Source organism: Maritimibacter harenae (genome assembly GCF_009882975.1).
GTDB lineage: Bacteria > Pseudomonadota > Alphaproteobacteria > Rhodobacterales > Rhodobacteraceae > Maritimibacter > Maritimibacter harenae.
Window position 1 is genome coordinate 33591 of sequence record NZ_WTUX01000070.1, and the last position, 26125, is coordinate 59715.

Consider the following 26125-nt stretch of genomic DNA (forward strand, 5'->3'; position numbering starts at 1 on the left):
AATAAAAAATATACGAGTTATTGCCATGAGGATTCTCCACACCGCCGACCTCCATCTCGGGCGTCAGTTCAACGGGATTCCTCTTGATGCCGATCACGCAGCAATTCTCGACCAGATCGTTTCGGCGATCACCTCTCGCGACGTTGATGTTCTTGTAATTGCAGGAGATATTTTTGACCGGGCTGCCCCGCCGACGTCTGCCGTGCGACAGTTCAATGGGTTCTTGGCGCGCGTTGCCTCAGAGACCGACGCGGCCGTGGTGATGATCGCCGGCAATCACGACTCTGGTGATCGAATCGCATCCATGGCGATCATGACAGACACACGACGCGCTTTGATACGTGGGGCTATCAGTGCGGACGAGAAGCCGCTGTTACTTACGGACGCCCACGGACCTGTGGCGTTCACGGGGTTGCCGTTCGCCTACGAGTATGCCGCCCGTGAATGTTTTTCCGACGAAGCTCTCCACGCGCCCGAGGACGTTCTCGCCGCTCAGGTGGCTTGCGGTCGGCGTAACATTCCCGATGGTACGCGTTGGGTCGTCGTTTCGCATGCTTTCGTAGCCGGGGCTTCGAGCAGCGAAAGTGAACGACCTCTCACTAGGGTCGGCGGCATCGAGACCGTCAGTTCGGCCGTGTTCGAGGGTGCCCACTATGTGGCTCTTGGCCATCTGCACCGGCCGCAATCGGTTGGTGCCCCTCATATCCGGTACTCGGGATCGCCATTAGCTTTCGGGTTTGATGAATCTGACTGCCAGAAGTCGATGAGCCTCGTCGAGATCGATGCAGTCGGGCAAACCACGATTGAGATCATTCCTTTCACACCCATTCGCCAAGTGCGCGTCTTGAAGGGACGTCACGCAGAACTTCTCCTCGCAGATCGATCTGACGATTTTATCAAAGCCGTGCTTACCGATGATGCGCCTGTGATCGATGGAATGAAGCGCATCCGCGACGTGTTCCCGAACGCCTGTGAACTTATCTACGAGCGGGATGAACAGGCGCAAGAAGTAAAGTCTTTAACGGGACGTGCCCTGGCGGTCGCGAACCCTGTCGAAGTCATTGGCGACTTCGTTGAACACGTGCGGGACGAAGGGTTCTCAGAGAAGGAACTGGAGGTCGTAGCGTCGGCACTCGGTCGCCTGTGTGAGGCGGAGGATGTCCAATGAGACCGGTTCGGCTAACACTTCAGGCGTTCGGTCCCTATCCAGGTCGGGTGGTTATCGACTTTCGGGATGCCGTCGAGGCGGGTCTTTTCGGCATCTACGGACAAACAGGATCAGGTAAATCGACCATCTTCAGCGCGATGACCTTTGCGCTCTTTGGCGAAGCGGCGAAGGCAGAGCAAGACGCTCCTTCGTTGCGCTCGGATCACGCAGATCCGGATATAATAACCGAGGCGGAGTTCGTGTTCGACATTGGTGAGCGGCGATATGTTGTGCTTCGCCGACCCGACCAGATGCGGCCCAAGGCACGCGGTGAAGGCGAGACGCGGAGCGCACACGAAGCTTACCTGTTCGATGCGACCGGAATGGCGCTGGACGCAATCACAGATGCGGCACGGGGCAAGATCTTGGCCGAGAAGAAGGTGCGCGACGTCGACGCGGCTGTTGTTGAGATGCTTGGATATGGCTCCGAGCAATTTCGCCAGATCGTCCTCCTGCCGCAAGGGCGCTTCGAGAAATTCCTTTCGGCCAAGACGAAAGAGCGCCTCGAAATCCTGCGAGAACTCTTCGATGTCTCGCTGTACGAGAAGCTCATGGCCGATCTCAAGTCGGCAGCCGATGAGGCTGAACGGCAGGTGCGGGATGAACGTGCGCTATGCGCCAGACAGCTCGCCGCAGAAGGATTCGAAAGCACTGATGCACTGATTTCGGGCATCGAAGCCGCAACTGGGAAATGCGCAGAGCTACGCGCGAACGAAGAAACCGGGAAGGCGACGGCGGAAGCTGCCGAGAAAGCAGTGCGTCAGGCGGAGGCGATCGAAGAAAAATTCGCGACGGCCGAAAAGATGAACGAACGGCTTCGCGCACTTGAGGCGCAGAAGGGCGATGTCGAGACGCTTTCTGAGCAGGTCCGACAAGCCGAGCGCGCACGCGGTCTGATCGATGTCGAGGAACGAGTAGGGGATGCCGAACGTGAGGTTGGTGAAGCCGAGGGTGCGCGCAAGAAGGCTGACGAGGCCAGCGAGCTTGCTTCCAGAGAAGCAGAAAAGGCGGCAGAGGCGCTCCGGCGCGAGGACGATCGTGCCGATGAGGTCGAAACCCTGCGCCGGAGAAGTGATGAACTGGAGAGGTATGGTCGAATCCTCGAGGCAGCGGCCGATAGCAATAAGGCAGTCGAAACCGCGCTGAAAGAGCAGCGAGACGCCGACAACGCTTTTCAGGCAGCAAAGGCACAACTGACCGAACTGCAGGAGAAGCGCACCTCGAAAAGCGCAGAGCTAAAAGCTGCGCGCGAAACGGAGGCGAAGCGCGCCGAGATCGCGGATCGGCGCGCAGAACTCGAAAAACGGCATCTGGCAGCCAAGTCCTACGAGGGCGCTTTGCAGGATGTCGCAACGGCTCAGGACGCTGTCGCAGAACAACTGCGGACGTCGGAAGCTGCGACCGGAAAGGCCGAGAAGGCGCGAGATGATTATGAGACGGCCGAACGGGATCTAGCGGCAGCACAGGCGCTTCACCTCGCGACGAGATTGGAAGCAGGGTCGCCATGTCCGGTCTGCGGCGCAACCGAACATCCTGCGCCGGCGACTGGCGAGATCGGTAGTGCCGGCCTGGACAAGGCATTCCGAGAGTCACGAGAAGCATGGCTGGCCGCCGATCGCGAAGCCCGGCAAGCCGGCGAAGCACTGGTCGGCGTGCAAGCGACGCTTGACGAGCGACGGAAACGCTTGTCCACCCTTGAGCCGCCAGAGGCGCGTGCGGACGTCATCGCGGCGCAGATCGGTCGTGAGGACGCAGCACTCGCAGCGCTTGGTCCCCGGGTCGACATCCTTGCCGCGGAGGCCGGGATTGAGGAACTGGGACGGCAGGTCGAGGAACTGGAGCGGAAACGCGATGAGTTGCGGGACAGCTTCGATGAGCGGCGGAACAAGGCTACTGAGGCCAAGGCGACTCGCGACGGCAAGCTTGCCGAGGTGCCTGAGGACCTGCGCGATGTCACGGCGCTCGCGGCCACACTGAAGAAGGTGACCGAGTCGCTGGAGTCACTTCAGGCGGCGCGGATCGCGGCAGACAAAGCGCTGAAATCCGCGCGCGAAATGGCACTCGGCGCGGATAAGGATATTGAAAGCGCAAATAAGGCGCTCGTGGACTGTAAGGCGCGCCATCAAAAGGCGGTTGAGGTCTTCCGGACGAGACTGGCTGGAGCTGGCCTCACAGCAGAGGCCTTTCAGTCTCTCAAGTCAGCCATCGAAACTCTCAATGAAGATAGAGAAACGGTCGAGACCTACCGGCGTGAGCACAAGAGTGCGTCTGATGCAGTCACAGATGCTACCTCTGCGATTGAAGGCATGCCCCGGCCTGACATCGAAGCGCTGCGGGAAACGCACCAGACCCATGCTGAGGCACTCGGCAGGGTGACCGAAGAACGCATCGCCGCCCAGACCCGTGTCGATCATTTGGATCGGCTTAGAAAGGGGATTGAAGAGACGCTGCGCAAGCTTGACGAAGCCGAAGCGGCATCAGGCCCGCTGCGCGGACTAGCTGCGCTGGTGAACGGGCAGAACTCGCAAAGACTGACCCTGGAGACATTCGCGATAGGCGCGATGTTCGACCAGATTCTGGAAGCGGCAAACTTACGCTTCGGCCCAATGACAAACTATCAGTATAGTCTTGAGCGCGAGATGGAGAATGGAGGGCGAGGTAAGCGAGGCCTTGGAACACAGGTGTTTGACGCGCACACCGGGAAATCACGCGCTACAAGCACACTCTCAGGCGGCGAGACGTTCATTGCAGCACTCGCTCTCGCACTGGGTCTTGCCGACGTGGTCGAAGCGGCGAGCGGCAAGGTCCGGCTCGACACGATTTTTATCGACGAAGGGTTTGGAAGCCTCGACACCGAAAACGGGTCCGGCACGCTCGACCAAGTCCTACAGGTCCTCAACTCTATCGTCCGACAGAACCGTGCGGTGGGTCTGATTTCGCATGTACCGCTCGTCCAGGAGGCGATCCCAAACGGCTTCTATGTCAGAAAAGGGATGTCTGGGAGTAGTATTGAGGAAAGGGGAGTGGTCTGATGGTTCCTCGTTGGTTTCGACGGCGAGCTCATTCGCGGCGCTTGCCAAATGGTGGCACTACCGACGTTCGAGAAAGCTGGGTCTTACTGTCTTCTTCGAATGCAAAGCGCCAGCGCAGTTTCCGGCATCAGTGCCCCATATGCGGTGCAGACGTGGTCACGGTCCGTATGCCCAATGGTGGCAGCGCTCATTTTGAGGGCGCGAAGGGATTGTATAGGATCAAGCACCCATGTTTGCATGTTGGCGAAGGTTTGAGCCGAGTGCGTGACACGAACACGCCTGACCTCTTCGAAAACTGGTGAAATGTGCACCCCCACTGGGGATTCGATTGTTCTAGCAGAGAAAAATCGCCTAGAGGTTGAGAGGCGGGCGCCGTTCTCTTGAGATCGAACTGGCCAGTTAGGAGATTTTATTGATGAGTCTTGTATGGAAGGTTTTTCGCGTTACATTTTTTTTAGCGATTTATTTCTTTGCTGCTTTGTTAATTATTGCACTTGCATTGCAGTCATGGTCGGACGGCAGCCAAGTTCTTTTTGCATTGGGAGCGCCCATCTTTTTGGTTTGGTGGCAAGAAAGGCGGCGATCTAGAAAAATTGCCGCTACAAATGGCGGCGCAAAGAGTTCGGAAACAACAGAAACGAATTCAGCGCTGGTAGCGCCTCCAAATGCATATGAAAAACGTGTCGAGCGTGAACGCGAACGAACTCGCGAAGCCAATGTTTCCAGAGCATCGGCTGCGACTCAAGCCTATTCCCCACCGAAGCAGGACTACGCTGAGATCGTTCGCGCTGGAAAGTCTGCGGCGCCAGCTCTTGCGGCAGCCGCTGAAAGAAAACAATCTGGGCGAGTTGCATCGAGCAGGTCGTCCCGAACAAAGAAAAGCGGGTGGGTCCCCTCTAGCGAAACAGCTAGCGTCGCCGGTCGCAACATCGGCGGGATGGTCTATGTTGGCACGCCTCCCTTGCTGAACTCTTACGGGTATCGCGACAAATGCCGAGCCTATATCGATCCATCCCTGCCGGTCGCGCGCTCGGGCAGGGACAAGGCTGGCGATGGCATGCCGTATTGGCCCGGATACTCGGATATCTCACCCCAGTGTCGAGCAACCTACTTGGAGTGGTTGGCAACTGGGCGAAGCGACGCCTCCTATAACCCCGGCTACATGTTCCTGTACTTCTACGGGCTGGAGCGTCGCTTCTTCGTCGATCAGTCGAACGAAGATGCAAAGGAGATCGTCCAGGAAGTTCGGCGGCTGCAGTCACTCTACCCTGATAACCATTCCGTCAGGCGGTATTTGGGCGAGTTCCTCGATATCGCAATGATTGCCGAAACCGACCTTGACGCTATCGAGCCGATTTTCGAGAAGCAGGGCTGGGAACTTCCGTTCTCACTCAAATACGCAATCGGAGCCCAGATCGACAAAGGCGAGAACCTGACGGCTGACTGGTTGCTGAGTTGGTTCATCTGCCATCCGGAAACAAATCTGAGAACTCCCGCGACGCGGTGCCGTGACGAGTTCGCCGCTCTTTTCCGTATGCGGTTTGATCGGCGTTTTCCTGATGGGCTCAAAGTGACAAAACCCCGGAAATCACTCACGGCATCCTATCGCGCCGCCTCCAGCGAGTTTCAGGGATCTGCCAACCCAACCGTTGATGGCAAGCCGGTCCCGGATATTTCCGGCCTGCGCAAACCGGTCGAGATTGCCCAGGAGTTGGCTGACGAGGTGATGAACGATCTCGACAAGCTCAGTCGCTTCTTGGGCCGAAATCCTGATGGTCGCGGAAGCGTTGAAGCGCATGCCTTGCTGCCTTCTGAACTGTGGGATGCCTTCCCATCAGAGGAAATGGACCACTTGAAATCTTGGGCAAGCGATATTGTCGATCGGGGGGGATTGGTGCCGCTTGAGGAGGTGATCGGGCGTCTGGAGGGAGAAACGAACGAGAAGATCGGGAAACGGCAAATGACTGGAGCCGCCGACGCGCTCGCGCGCCTCGGTTTCGGTCTGGCACCCGACCCTCGGTTTGCTCTCCGGTCGCCCAAGGCGGAGGAGCCCGTTGTGCTTTTTAGTCTGGGTGAACCCATCGAAAGACTGGAGGAAGTTTCCGACAGCTATCGAAGCGCCTTGATCGAATTGGCACTTGGGTCGTTCGTCGTCCATGCGGATGGTCGCATCGCGGAGCCTGAACGCAGGGCGTTGGAAGATCAGGTTTCTGCCGCGACCCTCAGCGATCAGGAACGCCGCAGGCTGCGTGCAAACCTTGAATGGTTCCTAGCCGTGCCACCGGACATGGCGCTTCTGCGACGGAAACTGAAGGAGGTGGGCCAAGACAACCAGGCCGCCATGCGGGCAGCGCTGGTTGGTGCAGCACATGCCGATGGCATTATTCACTCCGACGAAGTCGCAAGCATCGAGAAAGTCTACAAGGCTTTGGGCCTTGATCCTGCGCTGGCCTACTCGGACCTGCATGCTGGCGAAGTTTCGGATGGTCCCCGCACTGTTCGTGCGTCGCAACCAGGTCGCCCGGGCGAAGCGATACCCGAGCTTGAAAAAGCCAGCGGACCCAAACTCGACGCGTCGCGGATCGCAGCAATCCGTTCGGACACTGAGCGCGTGTCGTCTGTCCTTGGGCAGATTTTCGACGTCGAAGAGGAAGAAAGTGGTGCGTCCGGGCCCGCCAGCCAAAGCCAGCTGGCGGGGCTTGACTCGAAACACGGCGCCCTTGTCCTCGAACTAGTTACTCGTGAGCATTGGTCTGAAACGGAGTTCGAGACGATCTGCGCCTCGCATGGCTTGATGGCGTCCGGGGCACTGGAAGTCGTGAATGAATGGGCTTTTGAGACCTACGATGAAGCGCTTCTCGACGAGTATGATGGATATGACGTGTCTCCGGAGATTGCGGAGGCGGTAAAAGAAAAGATGAGTGCGGAGGGCAGGGATGTCTAAGTTGAAACCACGTGAACGCGATGCAATCGTACAGGCGCTTCGGGCCGGGGTCGTGCCCAAGCTCGGTTTGCGCCATATTCAGGTCGGCCGCGTCCGGGAGATTGAAGAGCTCGTCAAGGACATGGACCGGATATCAGATGGCGGATCGGCGATCCGGTTCATCATCGGGGAATACGGATCGGGCAAGACGTTCTTCATGAACCTGATTCGCCTCGTGGCCTTGGAGAAAGGCCTGGTCGTGATGTTCGCGGATCTGGCGCCGGATCGCCGCATTCACGCGACCGGCGGACAAGCTCGGGGGCTTTATGCGGAGATGGCCCGAAACCTCTCGACGCGGACAAAGCCCGATGGCGGGGCATTGGCCAGCGTGGTGGAACGGTTTGTCAGCCAAGCTCACCGAGATGCTGAAGAACGGGATTTGCCCACTGGGACCGTCATTCGTGAACGCCTTGGCCACTTTGAAGAACTTACCGGAGGGTTTGAGTTCGCCGAAGTCATCCGTCGATATTGGGAAGGCCATGAGACCGGCGACGACGAGTTGAAATCCGCAGCCCTGAGATGGCTGCGCGGCGAGTTCGCGACACGCACCGACGCGCGCAAAGCGCTTGGTGTGCGAACGATCATCGACGACGCCAGTGTCTATGACCATCTGAAGCTTATGTCGGCATTTGTGTGCGAGGCCGGTTACAAAGGCTTGCTCGTCGGCCTCGACGAGATGGTGAACCTCTACAAGCTCACCTCGTCGCAGGCCCGCAATGCAAACTATGAACAGATCCTCCGGATCCTGAACGATGTGCTGCAGGGTAGCGCCGAGAACCTCGGATTTCTCATGGGTGGAACCCCGGAGTTTCTGATGAACACCCGTCGTGGGCTCTATAGCTACGAAGCCCTTCAGTCGCGTTTGGCCGAAAATACCTTCGCGCGAGACGGATTGGTCGACCTTTCAGGACCGGTTGTCCGGCTCGCCAGCCTGACCCCTGAAGACCTTTTCGTACTTCTGGCCAATGTCCGGCGGATCATGCAGGACGATGCCAGTGTTCTGCCGGACGCCGCACTCGAGGCATTCATGGCGCATTGCTCGGACCGGATCGGTGAAGCTTACTTCCGCACCCCGCGCAATACGGTGACGGCCTTCGTGAACCTGCTTTCCGTGCTCGAGCAAAACCCCGGTGTCGAGTGGAGCGATCTGATCGAAAAGATCGAAGTCTCCGAAGACCTCGGCGAAGACATGACCGAGGTAGACGAGTCGACTGGTGCCCAAGACCCCGGTGACGATGATCTGATCAGCTTCAAGCTCTGACGCCGATGAGCAGTGCGTTCGACAAACTGGCGAGACCTGTGCAGAAATGGATACGCCAGCAAGGATGGCGCGAACTTCGCGACATCCAGGCGCGATCCATCCGGACGATCTGCGAGACCAATACCGATTTGATCGTTGCGGCGTCCACGGCGGGCGGAAAGACCGAGGCGGCGTTCCTGCCGTTGATTTCACAGGTGCTTGACGAGCCGTCCGACGGCACCGGCTTCGACCTGCTCTACATCGGTCCGCTGAAAGCCTTGATCACGGACCAGGCCATGCGGCTGGAGGGCATGTGCCAAGAAGCAGAGCTTCCGGTTATTCCCTGGCACGGGGATGTCTCGCAATCCGTCAAGACGCGGGCGTTGAAATCTCCGAAAGGGATCCTGCTGATAACCCCAGAGTCCCTTGAGGCGCTTTTAATTCGTCGCGGTTTGGAAATCCCTCGCCTGTTTGGGGCCACGCGGGCGGTCGTTATCGACGAACTGCACACAGTCCTGGACAGCGAACGCGGTGTTCAGCTTCGTTCACTGCTCACAAGGCTCGAGCTTGCGATAAAGCGTCCAGTCCGTCGGATAGGTCTGTCAGCGACGCTGGGGGACATGGACCTCGCCAAGGCCTATCTTCGCCCTGACGCAGCAAGCTCTGTCCAGCTGATCGAAGCAAATGGCGGCGAAGCTGAATTGAAGCTTCAGCTTCGCGGCTACCTCTCAGGCGATGAAGATGACAATAGTCCATCCGCAACTGACGCCATAGCAGCCCATCTGTTCAAGCATCTTCGAGGCAGTGACAACCTGGTCTTCGCCGGGGCGCGCCAACGGGTCGAGATTTACGCAGATCGGTTGCGGGAGCTTTGCGAACGGGAGCACCTGCCACAGGAATTCTATCCCCACCACGCGAGCCTCTCCCGAGAACACCGTGACTTCGTTGAGCGGCGCTTGAAGGACCCTGCGAGACCGACAACCGCAGTATGCACGTCAACGCTTGAGCTTGGAATCGACATCGGTGACGTGACCTGCGTGGCTCAAATCGGTGCGCCATTCAGCGTTGCGGCTTTGCGACAACGGCTTGGCCGGTCAGGCCGGCGTGAAGGACAACCGGCCATTCTCAGGCAGTACGCTGTCGAAGCCAAATTGACGCCGGAGAGCAGTTTCGTGGATCGTCTTCGCCTCGGCCTGATTAGGTCCATCGCGATGATAGACCTGTTGCTTGAAGGCTGGTGCGAACCACCAAAACCGCAGGCGCTTCATCTCTCGACGCTCGTCCATCAGATACTGTCAGTCATCGCGCAGCGCGGCGGTGCGTCCGCAAGTGTGGTATACAACGTGCTCTGCCGCGAAGGCCCCTTCCGAAAGGTCACGACCGGAGTCTTCGCAGATGTGTTGCGTGCAATTGGACATCCAGAAACCGGCTTGATCGAACAGTCCGGGAGCGGGCTGTTACTTCTGGGACCGACAGGCGAAAAGCTGGTTGAGCATTACAGCTTCTATGCGGTGTTCCAGACACCTGAGGAATTCCGTTTGGTTGCAGAGGGGCGGGATCTTGGAACCCTGCCGATCGACAATGTTCTTGCGCCTGGGATGCTGCTGATATTTTCTGGGCGGCGTTGGGTGGTTCAAGAGATCCATGATCTTGAAAAGGTCATCGTGGTCAAACCCGCGAAGGCCGGTGTGCCTCCTGTCTTCGGCGGAGATGCGGGGGACATTCATGACGAGGTGATAGACCGGATGTTCACCGTGCTGGAGGGGGATATCAGTCCACCCTACATGGAGCCGGTTTCGCTAGCGATGCTTGACGAAGCGCGCGCCCACTATGAGCGACTCGGGTTCCGGACCAAGAACATCCACAGTCTTGGCGAGCATGCATCGATCATTGCAACCCGGGCTGGGACGGTTAAGACGTCAACCTTGGCGCTAGCGCTCAGAAGTATGGGGTTCTTGGTCGAACAGCATGACGGGTTTCTGATGGTGCAGACCGGGGACGAAACACCAGATCTACGCTCAGTGCTGGCAGATATTCGATCTGGCGAACCCGTTGATCTGTTCGCGGGAGCAGGTAACTTCATGTCTGAGAAGTTTCATCCGTACCTGTCGAAGCCGCTCTTGGAGTTGGATGCAGCCAGTTCGAAGCTTGTTCCTCAAATTCTTCCAACGTTGGTTGAAAGGATAATTCAGGCATGAGCGGTGGGAAGCAGAGGTTGTTTCCTTGCATGCTCTGAGCCGCTAGGGCCAAATGCAATGGCCTTTTGGGGCGCAGAGATCATTTGGAGAATGTCGTGGCTGACAAGCTGAACATAAATTTAAGATATTGCTATGGAATTGGAAAACTCGAGGCAGAGCTGGAGTTTAAGCACAAAGGCTACGCGATCTACGCTCCAAACGGTGTTATGAAAACATCGCTTGCGAAGACAATGATGGACCTTTCGGAAGGCAATTCGCCGAAGGACCTGCACTTCCCGAATCGCGAACCTACTTGTGAGATCACCCTGAATGGCGAAGCCATTAAGAAAGAGGAAATTTTCGTCGTTAAATCCTACGATGACAAATTCTCTTCAAGTCAGGTGTCCACTCTTCTTGCGAACGCCGAACTCAGAGCGAAGTACGAGGGAATCCATCAGTCGATTGGCGAAGCAAAGAAGGCTTTGGACAAAGCTCTCAGGAACGCTGCGGGGTTTGGAGAAAGATCACGGGAAAACTTAGACCCGATTATAGAGGATGTATTTGGCCGCAGCTACTATGAGGCACTTTCTGCGATTGAGGACGAGCTCAACGAACTTCATCAATCGGACCTCGGCAAAGCCGACTACAGAATCCTGTATGACCCAAAAGTTCAGCAATTCCTTGCCAGTGAAGATGTGGCGGCTGCGGTCGAAGACTTTGCGCAAAAGTATGACGAGATAACCGAACAATCGCCAATCCTTCGAAGGGATTTTCAGTATCACAATGTCGCCCAGGTTCAGCAGCAGCTCGAAGCGAACAACTTTTTTAACGCTGGACACAGCATCAGCTTGGCGGATGAAAAAACGGATCAGAAGGAAGAGGTTTCATCGGACCAATCTCTTCGCGAGCGAATCGAAGAGGAGAAGCTTCGCGTCTTGAACGATAAGGCGGTGGCGAAGAAATTTGACACATTCAATTCAAAGCTCAAAAACAAGGAGCTGCAGGCTTTCCGAGATTATATCACAGATAACAAACACCTTCTGCCCATGCTCAACGACCGGGAGGGCCTGAAACGTGACCTTTGGATGCAATATCTTCGGGCTGCACTTGATGAATACAAAGCGCTCGTATCCGAGTATCGAGCTGGTCAAAGTGCTCTCGCTGAAATCATCGCAGACGCGGACAGCAGCAGAGGTGATTGGGACGCTGTAGTGGCAGACTTCAATCGTCGCTTTCTCTACCTGCCGTTTGAACTTTCCGTTGAAAATAAGGCCGATGCGATCCTCAAAGGAAGTGCTCCTTCGATTGCTTTCATCATCAAAGATTCAGGTGAAGAGAGGCGTTACGCTTCATCCGAAAAGCAAGAGCTGCTCCGAGCGCTAAGCACAGGTGAAAGTCGCGCACTCTACATCCTTGATATCATGTATGAGGTGTTCGTGCGATGGAAGAACCGCACCAAGACCCTCTTTGTCTTTGACGACATTTCTGACTCGTTTGACTACAAAAACAAGTTCGCGATCATTGATTTCTTAGAGGATGTGACCAAGACCGAAGACACTAATTGCCTTGCCATCGTTCTGACTCACAACTTCGATTTCCTTCGAACAGTTTCAAGCAGAGATATCTGTCCAGCACATCAGTGTCGGCTGGCGTTTCGATCTGATGACGGGATCAAGCTTGAGCCATTCGAGCGGACGGAAATCCAGAGTCCGTTTCGTAAGTGGCAAGGCAGGTTGGCCGAACCGTCAGTTCTAATTGCCTATATACCGTTCTTACGTAATTTAATCGAATACACGCTTGGCCCCAAAGATGCCGATGGGAATCCTAATGCTGACTACCTGCAGCTTACCAGGATGCTCCACTTCAAAGATGAAACGGAAGCCCTCACCATCGAGGATTACAAGGACGTGTTCGAACGCCATTTGGCCGGGTGTACATTCCCCGATGTTGATCTGACGCAGCCAGTTATTGAGCATCTTTTCGCGACCGCCGATGAGTGTGAAAAAGTTGCCGATGGCATCAATCTTGAGCACAAGATCGCTCTGTCAATCGCGATCAGAATGCGAGCCGAGCGATACATGGTCGCAAAGATCCGTTCTGCGGAGGCTGAATATGATGTTTCGAATAAACAAACAGGGAAAATATTTCAGAAATTCAAAGACTTGTTTAATAACGAAGCTGAAAAAATAGGCCTTCTACGCCGGGTCAATCTAATCACGCCAGCAAACATACATCTCAATTCCTTTATGTATGAGCCAATCTTAGACATGGGCATGGCCGAGTTAGTGACGTTGTACCAGAACGTAAAGTCAGATTTGAACTAGGCGTGATCGGAATGCGTTTTGCACTTTTGAATGGTCAACGAGTTGAGGCGACGCCTGGTGCCTTGGGCTACTGCCCAGGCTGCAATGCCGCCATGCTAGCTCGATGCGGTACCAAGAAGGTCTGGCATTGGGCGCACAAAGGCCGCCATCATTGTGATCATTGGTGGGAAAACGAAACCGAGTGGCATCGCGACTGGAAGAACCGGTTTTTTACCGACTGGCAAGAGGTGCCAGCTCGCGATGAAACTGGCGAGCTTCATATTGCGGATATCAAAACACCCTATGACCTTGTGATCGAGTTCCAGCACTCTGCTATCAAGTCGGATGAGGTAAGAAAGCGCACAGATTTCTACGGTCAAGTGATTTGGATTATCGATGGAACCCGCCGCCCAACTGATCTGACCCAATATGAACGGATGCTGTCAGAAAACTATCCGGAACGGTTCGACGGCGTAGATATCTACACCGTTTATTGCGAGGAAACACGGCTTCTCAAAGAATGGGGATCATTGGGCAAGATTGTCGGATTTGACTTTGGCGGCGAAAATCTATGCTTGCTAACAGCCGCACAAGGCAGAAGCCGCTATCTCTTCGACTTCCCAAAGGTGGAGTTCGCTAGGTTGATTTGTGAAGGGAGGCCGCTGCCAGTGGTTCAGTTCGCAGAACCCACCCAGCGTGGTTATCGAAGGCGTAGAGGATTCTAATAAAAGTCAGGCGGTAAGCAGTCGTTCTTGCTGGCAATCCTATTTTAATATAGTCAAACCTTTGGATATGCATACAGCCCGTGGCAGATCACCAGCGATACCTTTGCGGTTTTGGAGGGTTTTTCACATTTGCCCGTCACCGCCGCCCCAGCCTTCCCAACCGGGCCAGTTGAGCCAGCATTTGAGACCCTGCCCCAGGTGACCCAGTGCCACTTGCCTGTCCGGTCTGCCCCATGCCTTGCCGCACTGGCATCTGCTGCACACCAAAGAACTGCCGCGCTCTAAGGGCGGCATATTCCGCGCCACTGGCACCGCCGATCAGATAGCGGTTGTAGGCCTGCTGGCTGCCCATGGCGGCGCGGGCGAAGCTGTAGCCCCCGCCGAGACCTCCGGAGAGGGCGGGCATCATGATGTTGCCGGAGATCGCGCGAACGATGAAGGGCGTTGCGATGATGAAGCCCTTGGCCATGAGCACCATCATGAAGAAGGGAATGAGCGCGCCGATGTTTGAGGCGCCTTCAGGATCGCCAAGCTCGCCGATGAGTGCGGAGGAAACGCCGGTGATTGTCGCGAACACGCCGGCGACGACGATGGGGTAGAGCGCAAAGGAAACCAGCGCCGACAGCCAGCGCGCGAAGTAGTCTTTGGTCACCTCGAAGAGTGTCAGGAATATCATGACCGGCGCGATCCCGATCAGAAGCGCGATCATCAAACGCGAGGCCACGAGAATGAAGGCGGCCAGCCCGCCGAGGATGGAAAGCAGCAGCACCCCGACAATGTCGAGCATGGCCCCTGCCATCCAGTTCAACTCGGAACCAGCGGCATTCAAATAGTCCCCCAACTCGGCGATCAACCGGTCGAATTCTTCGGCGAAGGTACCAGAAGGGCCGGGAGTCCCACCACCGACCGAGGCCACGAGCGCCCCTGCAATGCTGTCGATCCCGGCAAGGATGGCGGATGAGAGCGCGTTGAACTGCACCCAGTTAGTCGCGAATATCCCGATCAGTCCGATCTTGACCGCGAGCCAGAATGCCGTGCGCCCGTCCATCGCCTTGTACTGGTAGATCATGTTGAGGAACACAAGGATCACCACCAATGTTGTTCCCAGCACCAGAAGCGTGCCGACAGTAGCTGCAACGGAACCGAACTGGGTTTCCGCCGCGGTGTCGAGATAGCCTTGGGAGGTTTCAACGAAATATGTGACGACGCTCATCGGGGATCAGCCTTACCAATTGCCCGCAGCGTCGCAGATGGCTTTGGCCTCGAGGCGAACGTCGTTGGCGCGTCGATTGTAGGTTTCGGAAGCTTCCAGCATTTCCCAGCGTTCGCCACTGGCGTGGCGCTCACGAAACACCGCCTCAGCTGCGTCCCAAGATGGGAACCGGGTCTCGCAATCGCAGCTGCCGGACTCGACAATCCGCTCGAGGTTTTGGGCGCGATAGATGTCCTGGACCAATACGCGCTGATAGGCTTGGCGCAGGGGGATTCCTTGCATCCAGCTGGGCTCAGCGGGCCGGTCCGGACAGACGTTGAAGCTGCGATCGAGCGTCGGCACTAGATTGCGCTCGGCGAAGGCGGGGACAGCCAGTAGGCTCAGGGCCACTCCGGTCAAAGCAACGCTTAGCCGTGCCAGCCTCATGCCGTGGCTCCGATGGTGGTCGTTTCGCGTTTCAGGAAGACCGTGTGCCCAACATTCGCGAATTCCGAGGAGCTGATCGACACCACCTCCCAGCCTTCCGCACCTTTGGCATTCAGGCTGGCTTGCATGTCGGCAAGGCTGGTTTTGCGGGTCATGGGAAAGGACAGGATATCGTATTCAAAGGTTTTCATTGGGAAGCTCCGATCTCATTGGTGCCGGGGAGGTAGAATTCGGTGATGCCGCGTTTGCCATCATGGCGACCGGCCTGGATGATTACGTCGATGGAGTTCTCGATGTACTGGATCATGTCGGCATAGGTCATCGGGATCTCGGTCTTGAGTGCGGCGATGGCCAGACGCTGCACGGCAAGTTGCGGGGTTTCTGCGTGCAGCGTGGTCATTGAGCCGCCATGGCCAGTGTTGATCGCCTCGAGGAAGGTCATGGCTTCCTTGCCGCGCACCTCGCCCAGGATGATCCGGTCGGGGCGCATGCGCAACGTTGCGGTGAGCAGCACATCGGCGGTCTGGAACTCCGCATCGCGATTGGCGATGAGGGTCACGGCATTGGGCTGGGTCGGCAGAAGCTCGGCGGCTTCCTCGATGGTGACGATGCGTTCCTCGGATGGCACGTGCGAGAGGATCTTGCGTGCAGCCACGGTCTTGCCGGTGGAGGTGCCGCCAGAGACGATCATGTTAAGCTTGTTGTCGACGCAAAAGGCCAGCGCATCGTCGATCACGCCCGCGGCCACCACTTCGCGCAGTTCGTGGGTTTTCTCGAGGCGGAGTTCTTCAAGCTTGCGTTCCTTGCCAAAAAGGAAATCAAGCGCAATCCCGTCAAGCGGCAGGCTTGAGAAGAACCGAAGGCTGATCGACATGGCCGAGAGCACGGCAGGCGGGGTGATGACCTGTGCGCGGATCGGGCGCCCCTTGTAGGTGATCGAGACCGAGACGATCGGGCGGTCCTTGCTCATCGTTGTGTTGGCGGAAGAGGCGATCTGGTTGCCGAGGTCCTTCACTTCTGTTGCGGTCAACGCCTGGTCCAGCCTCCGCATGAAGTGATCGCCCTGGAATTCGCCCCAGCAGGTGCCATCAGGGTTGATGCAGATCTCGATGACATCGTCGCGAGCGGCGGCGTCGATCCGGTCGAGCGAGGTTTCGAGATAGCTCAGCGACATGGGCTCAGAATATCTCCAGATCGCGGTCGACCATGACCGTGACGCGGGCGCCCTGGTCGACATAGATGACGGGGCCGATGGAGAGGTAATCGCCTATGACGCTGTCCGTGGCATCTGCCAGATCATCGCCAACGTCTTCGAGAGCGTCGGCGGCAGTCTCATCCTGGACTTCGGAGGCGGCAGCACTGGGTGCTGCTGAGATCAGCGAGATCAGGGCGGCCGACCCGAAACGCTCGGCGAAGCGTGTGTCCACGAAACCGGTGACGCCAGAACGGCCCAGTTCATCACCTCCGAAGGAGCTGATCTGGACGGTCTGGCCCGCGGGCAGGATGATCCGGTCCCAAGCGATAGTCACGCGGCGCTGCGCGATATCGACGCCAGCGCGGTAGCGCCCGATGAGACGGGATCCGCGGGGGATCAAGAGGCGCGCGCCATCGACGCTGTAGACATCCTCGGACACCACGGCACGGGTCTGGCCGGGCAGGGAGCTGTCAAGGGCAGTTTCCATGACGGCCTGGATCATGGTGCCCTGTAGAATCGTGTTGGAGGGATTGGCGATCACCTCGGCCTGCGTCACGGTAGAGGGCAGCGCCCCGTTCAGCACGAAATCCGTCACCTCGCCAAAAGTGCGTTCGGTCAGAGCTGTTTCATTCGCTCCGGAGGCACCGCCAAAAGCGATGGTCGGCGAGGCGATGCGCCGCTCCTGGAAGGCGCGTTCCTCCGCGGCGCGGCGTTCAAGTTCCGCGAGCCGTCTTGCTTCTTCCTCGCGCCGGAGCCGCTCTTCTTCCCGCGCGCGTAACTCGTCCTCGGTGGGCCCGATGGGTGCCGGAAGGGGCCGGTTGGCCTCAAGCTGCGCGAGCTCAAGGTCCATGCGGAGTTGCTCCAGTTCGCGGTCGCGCGCCGTGAGCTCATCGCGAAACTGCTGTTGCGCGGTTTCCGACGCGGCTTGCAGGGCCGCGATCTGCGCGGTCAGCGCGTCAATCGCATCTGCGGCAGCGGTGTCTTCCTCGACAACTGGTTCAGGGGCGTTGCGCAACTCCTCGATCTGGGCCTGCAGCGCGGTGATCTGCGCCAGAAGCTCCGCGTTGGGCTCGACTGGATCCGGTCCGACAAACACAACCTCGGGCTCGGGCGGGGGCAAGGTCTCGATGGCGCCAAAGCCGTCCCCCTCGTTTTGGAAGACATCCGGGGTGGCCGTCGGCAAGGCTTCCTCTTCGTCGGGCTGTGAGAGAAGATAAAGCAGGGCACCACCCGCGCCGATGACGAGGACCACGATCAGCGCGAGAAGGGGCGACCGGCGCTGCGCCGCCGTGGGGGCGCGGGCACTGCCTTTCTCAAGGGCGGCGAGGCGTTTTTCCAGCTCGGTGTTCTCGGTATCGCTCATGAGGCGGCCTCCGCGGGCGGGATCGCCTCGATGCAGACCACCTCTTCGCCAAGTCGCAGGACCCATTGGCGGTTTACGCCGCTGACGCGGATCACACCGTCCTCAGGGGTTTGCGTGTTGACCGTGCGTTCACGGCCGCCCGCGTAGCGGAAGATCGCTGGCACAGGTGCGTTTCTTGGAAAGGCGAAATACGTGAACGTCCCGTCATCCCAGATGCGGGTTGGCGTGAACTCGGTCCGCGCGCTGGCGCCGTAATTGTAGTTCGGCGCTTGGGCGGCGATGGCCCGGATCGGGCGCGCAGCGTCGTCAGGGTAGCGGAACTGCACAACGTAGAAGGTCGGGCTGCGGACCTCCTCGACGTTGAAATAGTAGCTTCGCCTGTTCGTGTAGACCGTCACATTGGTATGGACACCGCGCGCGACGGGCTTGATTGCAAAGGCCTGACCACCGGGGACGCCATCGATCTCGAAGCCTTCCGTGTCGCCCGCGATGATCGAGCGGATGCTTTCACCCTCACCGAATTCGACCGTGGTCACATGGGTGAGCGACACGCTGAGACGGTAGACCTGACCCTCCTGGTAGGTGGCCAAGCGCACTCGGCTGTCGTTGGGACCGCCACGCGGGATGGTTTCGGCAGAGGCGAGGCCGGGCAACAGGGCAATGACAAAAATAAGCGATCTCATATACAACAACGTCAGTTCTCCAATCTGTCGGAGCGGATGGAATATTCGCGCACGGTGAAGCCGAAGGGGTTGGTCCAGACCTCGTCGATGGAGCGGCGGGTCTCCGGGCGGAACTCGAAGAGAAGCGTCGCAGTGAAGAGGCCGGTCTGGGTGCCGTTAATGGACGTCAGGCGCTTGCGCAGGCGGACCGTCGCGCGGTTGGTTCCGATCCGGTTGATGCTGAGGATTTCCACGTCGAGCCTGGCGTTGGGGCCATAGACGGTCGGCGGGTAATTCTCGTTGGCGCTGTTCCAGATCTGGCGCAACCCGCTCTCGGCAGCTCCGTCCGAGCGGCGCAGGACGCTGCGGATGCGCAGGTCGTTGTCGAGCTGGTTATAGACCTCGCGGTCGGTCACGTAGCGGAAGACCTCAGCCTCGATGATCGCCTGGTTGGCTGTGACAGACGTCGCGCCCACCGAAGCCTCGGGCAGGGCAAAGCCGGTGGCGGGATCATAGGGCACGACCACAGGCGGCGGATCGACATCGAGGATCGCGACAGCCGCCGCGCTCAGGCATCCGAGAATGCCGAAGATGAGCCCGATGAGCCCAAGGCGCTGCCAGAGGCGTTCACGGCGCAGAGCACCATAGACCAGCTCTTCTTCGATGATTTCCTGTTCACTCGCCACGCGTCATGCCTCAAATCAGTCTGCGCGCAGGTCCGGCAGCGTAAAGTCCATGAAGCGCTGCTCTTCGGCGATGGTGGCGGCATCGATCACGCCGCCGGTGCCATCGCCCACGGTCTGGATGGCTTCGAGTTGCCACATGGCGACCAGTGCAATGGCGAGCTCCGCGGTCACGCGCGTGTTGAGATCGATGCTTTCCTTTAGTTCGTCCATGTCGTCGATGAGCCCGACAAGGCGGTCGACCCGCTCGAGCGATTGGCCGGCATCCTCATAGCTGTTCTGGGCTGCCGCCGAGACAAGGGCACCGGTGGTGGCCTGCGTCGCCACGCGGTTGGCCCCGGGATTGCCGCTCGTGGCCATTTCCGAGAGGGTGTCATCGTCAAATCCGAGATCGGCCAGCACCCGATCCATCTGGGTTTCGATTTCGCCCGCGCCGGAGCCCGAGAGGCCCGAGAAATCTCCCGTCTTGATCGCCTCAATCGTGGCGAGGATATCGCCGAACTCTTGGTCGAGTAGGCCATTGAGTTCGTCTTCCATCTCGGTGCGGATGATTTCTGGAAGCTCGGCGAGGCGGGTGAGGGCCTCGTAGGTTCTTTGCAGCTCCGCGAGTTGGTCCGTGAGAAGGCCGAGCTGTTCGCGGAGCTGCGTCAGCTGCTCGTTTTGCAAGATCTCGTCCTCGATCATCTGCCGCAGCTGCTGGATGTTTTGCGCGATGTTCTGGGTATCGACGACGGGCACGCCTTGCGCGAGGACGGGGGATAGGGCGCCAAGATGCAGACCAACCCCAAGTGTCGTGGCCAAAGCTGTCCTCAAGAGCAGATGTCCCATCATTCAATCTCCCTGATCGTAAAATCCATGAACGCGCCTTCGGCCATGCGGGCGCTGGCCTGGGCCAGCTCTTCGGCGGAGAGCACGCGGGTGCGGGCGGCCTGAAGCCGGATGCGGGCGGCCACGAGACGCACGAGTTCGGCGCGGGCATAAGTGTTGAGCGCAACGCTCTCCTGCACATCCTCGGTCTCGGAAATCCGTTCGACGATATCCGCAATACGTAGGGCGGCTTGCCTGATCGCGGCGGGTGAGTTGTTGCCATAGAAGGCCGCGCCGTGCCCAGTGAGCGAGAGGTTGGCATTGGCCAGAAGCGCGGGGTCGATCGTGCCAAGCGCTTCGATCCCGCCGATACGGGTCAAATAGAGGTTATAGCGTTCGGGGATCACCTGGACGTAGTGCTGGGTCTCGCGAAAGGGTGGCACGCCGCCATACTCGAAAACCCGGCCGGGTCCCGCGTTATAGGCCGCGAGCGCATTGATGATATTGCCGTCGAAGGTGTTGAGCTGTGTCGCGAGATAGCGTGCACCGCCATGCACCTGCAGGTAGGGGCTGTCATAGTATTCCGGATTGATGCCCAGATCGCTGGCGGTACCGGGCATGATCTGGGTGAGGCCAAAGGCGCCGACGGGAGAGCGTGCACCGATGGTGAAACGGCTTTCCTGCCAGATCAGCGCCTGTAGGAGTGCGCGCCATTGGACCGGGGAGAGGCCCGCGCGGCCAACGCCGGCAAAGCCGCTGGTCTCCTGAGCCACGCGGATAATGAGCTGCTCGATGTTTTCCGCCGCATCCCCGAACATCTGCGCACCGCCGGGATTGGGGTCGATGTCGGCATTGCCATAGACCGCCTCGACTGACCGGGCCGGATCCCCGCTGCCGCTTTCCAGCCCCGAGACCATAGCCGGCAAGCCCTGACCGCCGAAGCTGGTCTGGGCATCGAGGATGCGTTGCAGGGTTTCCAGCTGCTCCCGTTCGATCTCGGCAATGAGTTCGCGCACGGCAAGCTTGTCGGCCTGAACGGCCAAGTCAGCCTCGCGATCGCCAGTCTCGACGATGTCACGCGCGGTCAGCCCACTGTCATTGGTCGGCACGCCTTGAGACAAAGCGAGACCGGGCAGCAGGCAAAGGGCCAGGATATGAGGCAGGCTAGACTTCAATGTCGCCCTCCGGTGCGCCAAGGGGCGTGAAGGTGCAATCAGGCGAGATGGCTGTCGTGGAGGCGAGGAAGGTGAAGCAATTGGCCTGCGGTTCCTGGTACTGGGCACAGGAGGCCAACGCACCGAGCGCGGCAACGAACATCAAAATACGGGTCATGAAAGCCTCCAGAAATCAGGGCGGTCGCGGTAATCGGCGCCGACAAGCGCTTCGCCCTTTTCCATGCCGCCAAGGATGGTGAGATTGGGTCCAAGCGCGCTCAGATCGGCATCGACGACGATCGAGCCCTGATCGTCGCGGATCAGCGCCAAGCGGCTGTTGCTGCCCGTGTTGAGAAGGACATCGAGCTCCTTCTCCGTGAGGTTCAGCATGGCGTAGTCCGCTGGCTGCGCGCGGATATTGGGGAGCAGGATCTGCGTCGGCACCGCCTCGATGATGGTCTTGCCGGTCCGGGTGCGCTCGAGCTGGCTTGCGTATTGCGTCATCATCACCGCGACCGTGTTCTGTTTGCGCGCTGTCACCAGCCAGTTCGACAGCCGCTCGGCGAAATACGCGTTATCGAGGGCCTTCCAGGCCTCGTCGATCACGATGATGGTGGGGCGGCGGTCCTCGATTTCGCGCTCGACCCGGCGGAAGAGATAGGACAGGACCGCCATCCGTTCCTTGTCGGCCTCGCTGTCGAGAATGCCGGTCAGATCGAAGCCCACCACATCGCCCTTGAGCGAGAACGTGTCCTCGAGGCTCTGCCCGAAGATCCAGCCATAGCGGCCGTCCTCGGTCCATTCGAGCAGGCGCTGGTGCAGATCGCCGCCATCGTCGGTGGACACAAAAAGCGATGCGAAATCCCGCCAGTTCCGCAGGGCCGGATTGGTGGCCTGGGCGTTCTGGCGCACGACCTCCTGGATGCGGTTGGTCTGTGCCGGGGTCAGGGGCTTGTCGGCGCGGTAAAGCAGTGTTGTGAGCCAGTCCGAGAGCCAGGCGGTGCCGCGCGCATCGGTCTCTGTCCAGAGCGGGTTGAGGCCCGTGGGCTGACCGGCGTTCAGAGACGCGTAGCGCCCGCCATTGGCGCGGACCGCCATCTCCATGCCAAGACGGTAATCGAAGACGAAGATCCGCGCCCCTGCGCGACGGACCTGGGTCATCAGGAAGGCCGAGAGCACCGATTTGCCCGACCCGGGCCGTCCCATGATCAGGGTATGCCCGCTGGTCGGTTCTTTGTCGGGCGCGCCCTGCTCGTGATAGGAAAACCGGTAGGCGCTCTGCTCCGGCGTGGGAAAATATGTGACGAACCGGCCCCAGGGGGTAAGTGCTGCAGGTTTGCCGAGCTGTGTCCGGTGGAAGGCCGCAAAATCCGCGAAGTTGCGGTTGGTGACGGCGCTGGCGCGGACGCGCTTGGGCTGGTTGCCGGGATGCTGGCTGAGGTAATGCGCCTTGGCCGCGACCCGCTCGCCGATCATCTTCACGCCTTCGGTTGCGGCGGCGTTCACGATCTCCGCGCTGAGGGTCTGCAGTTCTTCGAGCGTGTCGCAAAAGAGCGTCACGACCATGTGATGCTCGCCGAAGCTTTGGCGCTTGGCCTCGAGATCATCGGCGGCGATGTCGAGGGCTTCCAGGAGGGAGAGGGCCGCATCCTGGCTGGCCTGCATCTGGCGCTTTTGCCGCTTGATGCGGCCCGCCATGAGGTTCGAATTGATCGGCGTAAAGGAGTGCGTCACGATCATGTCGACCGGCAGGTTCAGCATGTCGAACATGGTGCAGGAGGTGCCTTCCGAGTATTCTCCGATGGTGAAGCTCTTGCCGTAGCGGTGGCCCACGACGCCCTCGGAAAGCTCGAAATGATCGCCGTGAAACGTCACGCGGGTATTGGCGACGTTGAAGGACAGAAATCCGTAGGTGTTGGCCGGGTAGAGCGGCAGCTCGGTGCCCGTGTTGAGCGCGCCCAAAAATCCCACCAACTCTCCCGATCCGGCTGACAGCAGGCGCGGCTTGAGCTCGGTAAGCCCCGAGAGGAAGACGTTCACGGCCTCACCGAGGCGCTGCAGGCGTTTGCGGGTTTCCTCTCTCAGGCGGTCCGGTGCGCTGCGGCTGAGGAACGGCAGGAGGCTTTTCGGGGGTGGGCGGTGAATGACGGTGAGCGTCAGCGTCTTGTCGCGGAGCCCACTGGTCTCGAGTTTCGCGCGCCAGCGCCGGTCCACCTCGCCTGCGAAGCTGTCCTCACGGATGGGGTCGAGATCAGGTTTGATGGCCTTGGAGACCTTGTGGACGTAATAGCTGAATTCCGGCCCAAGCTGCGCGACGATGCGGGCAAAAAGCGCCGTCACCTTGTTGAGATAGGCATCGTCCGTCGTGTAGCTGTTGATCCCCTCGAGCCGAATGCACCGGAAGAGCTCGTTGACCCGGGTGCGCACCGTCTGGTCGTCGACGAGGCTCACATAGGGCAGCATATGCGCGAGGCGGGTCTCGCGCGCATACCACTCCGGCGTCATCGTGCGGGGATCGATCGCTGCATCAGGGGCGTCATCACGGGGCATAGCTGTCCCCGCCATGGATGCTGCGGTTGCGCGTGGGCGGTGTCTCCTGCAGGGCCGTCATCATCACATCTATGAAGCGCGGGTCCCAATCTGCGGCCTTCCAAAGCACCGGATAGAGCAAGGCGGCGAAACCCAGCACCGCGATGTGCTGGACCCAGACGAACAGGAGCACCGATCCGAAGAGCCAGACCATCGCGTACATGATGGGCAGGCCCAGAAGCTTCGGCGGGCGCACGAGCCCGAGAAAAAGGGGCGAGCGCTCAGCCACCGGCAAAGACCGCGGCAACGATGGTGGGGGCGGCGGCAACACCGGCGATGCCGACCAGGACCCAAAGCGCTTGGCGCAGGTCGATGATGTTGAAGAACCAGCTCAAGAAAACGCCGAGGACCGCGAGTGTGGCGATGACCACACCAAGAGGTCCGGTCAGCGCATCGACAATGCCCTGCAGCAAGCTCTGGATCGGGGAGAGATCGATGCTCTGTGCAAGGGCGGGCTCGGCAATCAGCAGGAATAGCGCCAGCGAGGCGACAAAGAGGTTTGAAATCTGTTTCATGAATTTGATCCTTCCAATCGTGCCACAACGGCCATGACGCGGGCCACGTGGTTCTGGGTTTCTCGGTAGGGGGGGACGCCGCCATACTGGCGGACCGCATCGGGTCCGGCGTTGTAGGCAGCCAGCGCCAGGTGCGGATCGCCGAACATCTCCAGCATCATCGCGAGGTAGCGGGCGGAGCCGTCGAGGTTCTGCAGCGGATCACGCGGGTCGACGCCCAGATCACGCGCCGTCGCAGGCATCAATTGACCAAGGCCAATAGCACCTGCATTTGAAATCGCATCCTGCCGGTAGGCGCTCTCAACCTCGATATTGGCCCGAAAGAGAGCCAGCCAATCCGTCACGGAAAGCCCCGCGCGACGCAGGCCGGGATGGCCGGCATAGCGCAAGGCCGTGGTCTGAATCCCGGAGAGGACATCGGCGCGGGGCAGGGGAGTTGGGCGGGCAAGGGCCGCGACTTGGACGCCCTCTTGCTCGGCCTCTACCTCGCCGAAGATCGCGATCCCATCGGAGGCCGAACCCTGACCAATCCCGTCATTGTAGTTTCGGGCAAAGCTGCTTTGGGAGCGGGACGGGATCAGGGAGCCGTCGCTCTCCATGACCAGGACCATCTGTGCGGAGGCAGGTGCTGCGACCAGCCAGAGACAGACGAGGCTAGGTGTCAGCGCCCTTGTCTGATGGGACTTTGTCTGGCGGGGCGAATTTGTGCGTACGGCTTGTCCCCGCCTCAAGCGGCAGGTCGACATGCGCAAAGCCAAGGCCAATGAAGAATGACACCACGCCGGAGATCGTCTTGAACTCGCGGATCTTGATATCGTTGTAGGTCGTCCGCGTACGGGCGGTGACGAGGAGCTTTTCCACGCCATCATCAGAGACAACGCGCATGATCCAGACCCCGTAATAGCTGGGGCCTTTCTTGTGTGCCGACGCTTGGCACAGGATTTCTGCGCTATAGCCGCTTTCCACGAGTTCGCGGAACCTGGCTTCCGTAACCACATTTGGTGCTTCGATATCCCAGTTCATGGCCCGGCTCACGCTTTCTCCAATGGCGCGACCCCAGGCATTCCTACTTGAAGCCCAGAGTTACGATAGTATATTATCAACCGCAAGATGTAATATCGTGCTTTTGCTGTAGTTTGGTTACGCAAACACTAGTCACGGCCAGTGTCCGCGATCAAGGAGATAACAGGTTTGAGAAACCCAAGGTTGATATGCCTGCTCCCATTGCAAGCTATGGCCCTTCTGATCTGCGTTCCCGGGCCGGTTTTGGCGGAATCCTGCTTTGCGCCATCCCGTCCTTTCCTGCCAAGCGATTCGCAGGCCGCGCGGGACTATGCGGATATCATCCGCGGGGACTTCGAAGACTATATCCAGGATATCCAGAGCTACTTCCGTTGCCTCGACAGCGAACGCGCCCGCGCCTTCGAGGAAGCGCGCGAAGTCAGCGAGGACTATGGCCGGTTCCTGCAATTGGTAGGGGATTGATGGGCAACCTCGGGAGCATCAGACTTGCAGCCCATGGAAACCAGACGCCGATAACACCCTCATATATCTACTTTTTAGATAACAGATTTCATCCGCTAGCGACGTCACAAAAGGTATGTGACGCGTGGCAAAGACAATCAGAACAAATGGCCAGTTGGCGCTCGTCCGTGCGTTGGTTGATGCACGTCAGAATGCGGGTCTCAGCCAGCAGCAGTTGGCGGCGAAGCTCAAACGCCACCAGTCGTTTGTGGCACGTCTCGAAAGTGGCGAGCGTCTGACCTGCCACGGGATTTTTCCTCCACCGTCGATTAGAGTCCGGCCCAACCTGAGGACGGACAATGAAGCGAACGAGATTCACGGACGAAC

24 protein-coding genes are annotated in these 26125 nt (G+C 59.0%); 9 read left to right on the top strand and 15 right to left on the bottom strand.

Annotated elements, in window-relative coordinates; translation table 11 throughout:
• Positions 1-25: 25 nt before the first annotated feature.
• The 7 genes from GQE99_RS21115 to GQE99_RS21145 all read left to right on the top strand — a co-directional run bounded on the left by GQE99_RS21115 (position 26) and on the right by GQE99_RS21145 (position 13667).
• Positions 26-1168 (top strand): exonuclease SbcCD subunit D, encoded by a 1143-nt coding sequence (locus GQE99_RS21115; protein WP_043754083.1) that lies wholly within the window; start codon positions 26-28, stop codon positions 1166-1168.
• Entirely contained in the window at positions 1165-4239 is a 3075-nt protein-coding gene (locus GQE99_RS21120) for an AAA family ATPase (protein ID WP_043754081.1), read from the top strand. Before GQE99_RS21115 ends, GQE99_RS21120 begins: the two co-directional genes overlap by 4 nt.
• 415 nt (positions 4240-4654) lie before the next feature.
• Entirely contained in the window at positions 4655-7183 is a 2529-nt protein-coding gene (locus GQE99_RS21125; RefSeq protein WP_081979700.1) for a tellurite resistance TerB family protein, read from the top strand.
• Positions 7176-8483 (top strand): ATP-binding protein, encoded by a 1308-nt coding sequence (locus GQE99_RS21130; protein WP_064260171.1) that lies wholly within the window; start codon positions 7176-7178, stop codon positions 8481-8483. The genes GQE99_RS21125 and GQE99_RS21130 overlap by 8 nt, the downstream gene beginning before the upstream one ends.
• Positions 8484-8488: 5 nt before the next feature.
• The gene (locus GQE99_RS21135; protein WP_043754075.1) at positions 8489-10660 is read left to right on the top strand and encodes a DEAD/DEAH box helicase; all 2172 of its coding nucleotides are present in this window, start codon (positions 8489-8491) and stop codon (positions 10658-10660) included.
• Positions 10661-10755: 95 nt separating this feature from the next.
• Complete coding sequence (locus GQE99_RS21140) at positions 10756-12963, top strand: phage infection protein (RefSeq protein ID WP_161353886.1); 2208 nt, start codon at positions 10756-10758, stop codon at positions 12961-12963.
• Between the two features lie 11 nt (positions 12964-12974).
• Entirely contained in the window at positions 12975-13667 is a 693-nt protein-coding gene (locus GQE99_RS21145; RefSeq protein ID WP_132605693.1) for a competence protein CoiA, read from the top strand.
• A gap of 136 nt (positions 13668-13803) precedes the next feature.
• Here GQE99_RS21145 and GQE99_RS21150 read toward each other — a convergent pair whose 3' ends face one another.
• Genes GQE99_RS21150 through GQE99_RS21215 form a run of 15 tightly spaced genes read right to left on the bottom strand, consistent with a single transcriptional unit; the run spans position 13804 to position 25297 of the window.
• Positions 13804-14880, bottom strand: a complete 1077-nt coding sequence (locus tag GQE99_RS21150) for a type IV secretion system protein (protein ID WP_064260170.1) — start codon at positions 14878-14880, stop codon at positions 13804-13806.
• A gap of 12 nt (positions 14881-14892) precedes the next feature.
• Entirely contained in the window at positions 14893-15306 is a 414-nt protein-coding gene (locus GQE99_RS21155) for a hypothetical protein (protein WP_043755080.1), read from the bottom strand.
• Positions 15303-15497, bottom strand: coding sequence for a DUF4177 domain-containing protein (locus tag GQE99_RS21160; RefSeq protein ID WP_043755076.1), 195 nt, complete (start codon positions 15495-15497; stop codon positions 15303-15305). The genes GQE99_RS21155 and GQE99_RS21160 overlap by 4 nt, the downstream gene beginning before the upstream one ends.
• Entirely contained in the window at positions 15494-16480 is a 987-nt protein-coding gene (locus GQE99_RS21165; protein WP_043755074.1) for an ATPase, T2SS/T4P/T4SS family, read from the bottom strand. The genes GQE99_RS21160 and GQE99_RS21165 overlap by 4 nt, the downstream gene beginning before the upstream one ends.
• A 4-nt stretch (positions 16481-16484) precedes the next feature.
• Positions 16485-17864, bottom strand: coding sequence for a TrbI/VirB10 family protein (locus tag GQE99_RS21170; RefSeq protein ID WP_043755071.1), 1380 nt, complete (start codon positions 17862-17864; stop codon positions 16485-16487).
• Entirely contained in the window at positions 17861-18547 is a 687-nt protein-coding gene (locus tag GQE99_RS21175; protein ID WP_173585992.1) for a TrbG/VirB9 family P-type conjugative transfer protein, read from the bottom strand. The genes GQE99_RS21170 and GQE99_RS21175 overlap by 4 nt, the downstream gene beginning before the upstream one ends.
• 11 nt (positions 18548-18558) lie before the next feature.
• Positions 18559-19212, bottom strand: coding sequence for a virB8 family protein (locus GQE99_RS21180; protein WP_043755065.1), 654 nt, complete (start codon positions 19210-19212; stop codon positions 18559-18561).
• Positions 19213-19227: 15 nt separating this feature from the next.
• Complete coding sequence (locus GQE99_RS21185) at positions 19228-20037, bottom strand: type IV secretion system protein (RefSeq protein ID WP_043755082.1); 810 nt, start codon at positions 20035-20037, stop codon at positions 19228-19230.
• The gene (locus tag GQE99_RS21190; protein WP_173585991.1) at positions 20037-21191 is read right to left on the bottom strand and encodes a lytic transglycosylase domain-containing protein; all 1155 of its coding nucleotides are present in this window, start codon (positions 21189-21191) and stop codon (positions 20037-20039) included. The genes GQE99_RS21185 and GQE99_RS21190 overlap by 1 nt, the downstream gene beginning before the upstream one ends.
• Positions 21181-21348 (bottom strand): hypothetical protein, encoded by a 168-nt coding sequence (locus GQE99_RS21360; RefSeq protein WP_008327378.1) that lies wholly within the window; start codon positions 21346-21348, stop codon positions 21181-21183. The genes GQE99_RS21190 and GQE99_RS21360 overlap by 11 nt, the downstream gene beginning before the upstream one ends.
• Positions 21345-23720 (bottom strand): VirB4 family type IV secretion/conjugal transfer ATPase, encoded by a 2376-nt coding sequence (locus GQE99_RS21195; RefSeq protein ID WP_161353888.1) that lies wholly within the window; start codon positions 23718-23720, stop codon positions 21345-21347. The genes GQE99_RS21360 and GQE99_RS21195 overlap by 4 nt, the downstream gene beginning before the upstream one ends.
• Positions 23710-23988 carry a type IV secretion system protein VirB3 gene (locus GQE99_RS21200; protein ID WP_008282962.1) on the bottom strand — a complete coding sequence of 93 codons (279 nt, stop codon included), beginning with the start codon at positions 23986-23988 and terminating at the stop codon, positions 23710-23712. Before GQE99_RS21200 ends, GQE99_RS21195 begins: the two co-directional genes overlap by 11 nt.
• The gene (locus GQE99_RS21205) at positions 23981-24274 is read right to left on the bottom strand and encodes a TrbC/VirB2 family protein (protein ID WP_009503803.1); all 294 of its coding nucleotides are present in this window, start codon (positions 24272-24274) and stop codon (positions 23981-23983) included. The genes GQE99_RS21200 and GQE99_RS21205 overlap by 8 nt, the downstream gene beginning before the upstream one ends.
• Complete coding sequence (locus tag GQE99_RS21210) at positions 24271-24885, bottom strand: lytic transglycosylase domain-containing protein (protein ID WP_028284975.1); 615 nt, start codon at positions 24883-24885, stop codon at positions 24271-24273. The genes GQE99_RS21205 and GQE99_RS21210 overlap by 4 nt, the downstream gene beginning before the upstream one ends.
• Before the next feature lie 43 nt (positions 24886-24928).
• Complete coding sequence (locus GQE99_RS21215; protein WP_028284974.1) at positions 24929-25297, bottom strand: hypothetical protein; 369 nt, start codon at positions 25295-25297, stop codon at positions 24929-24931.
• A gap of 210 nt (positions 25298-25507) precedes the next feature.
• On the opposite strand from GQE99_RS21215, the gene GQE99_RS21220 reads away from it, so the two are divergent.
• Complete coding sequence (locus tag GQE99_RS21220) at positions 25508-25759, top strand: hypothetical protein (protein ID WP_028284973.1); 252 nt, start codon at positions 25508-25510, stop codon at positions 25757-25759.
• 124 nt (positions 25760-25883) lie between these two features.
• A partial coding sequence (locus tag GQE99_RS21670; RefSeq protein WP_328794262.1) for a helix-turn-helix domain-containing protein occupies positions 25884-26125 on the top strand: 242 nt, incomplete at its 3' end.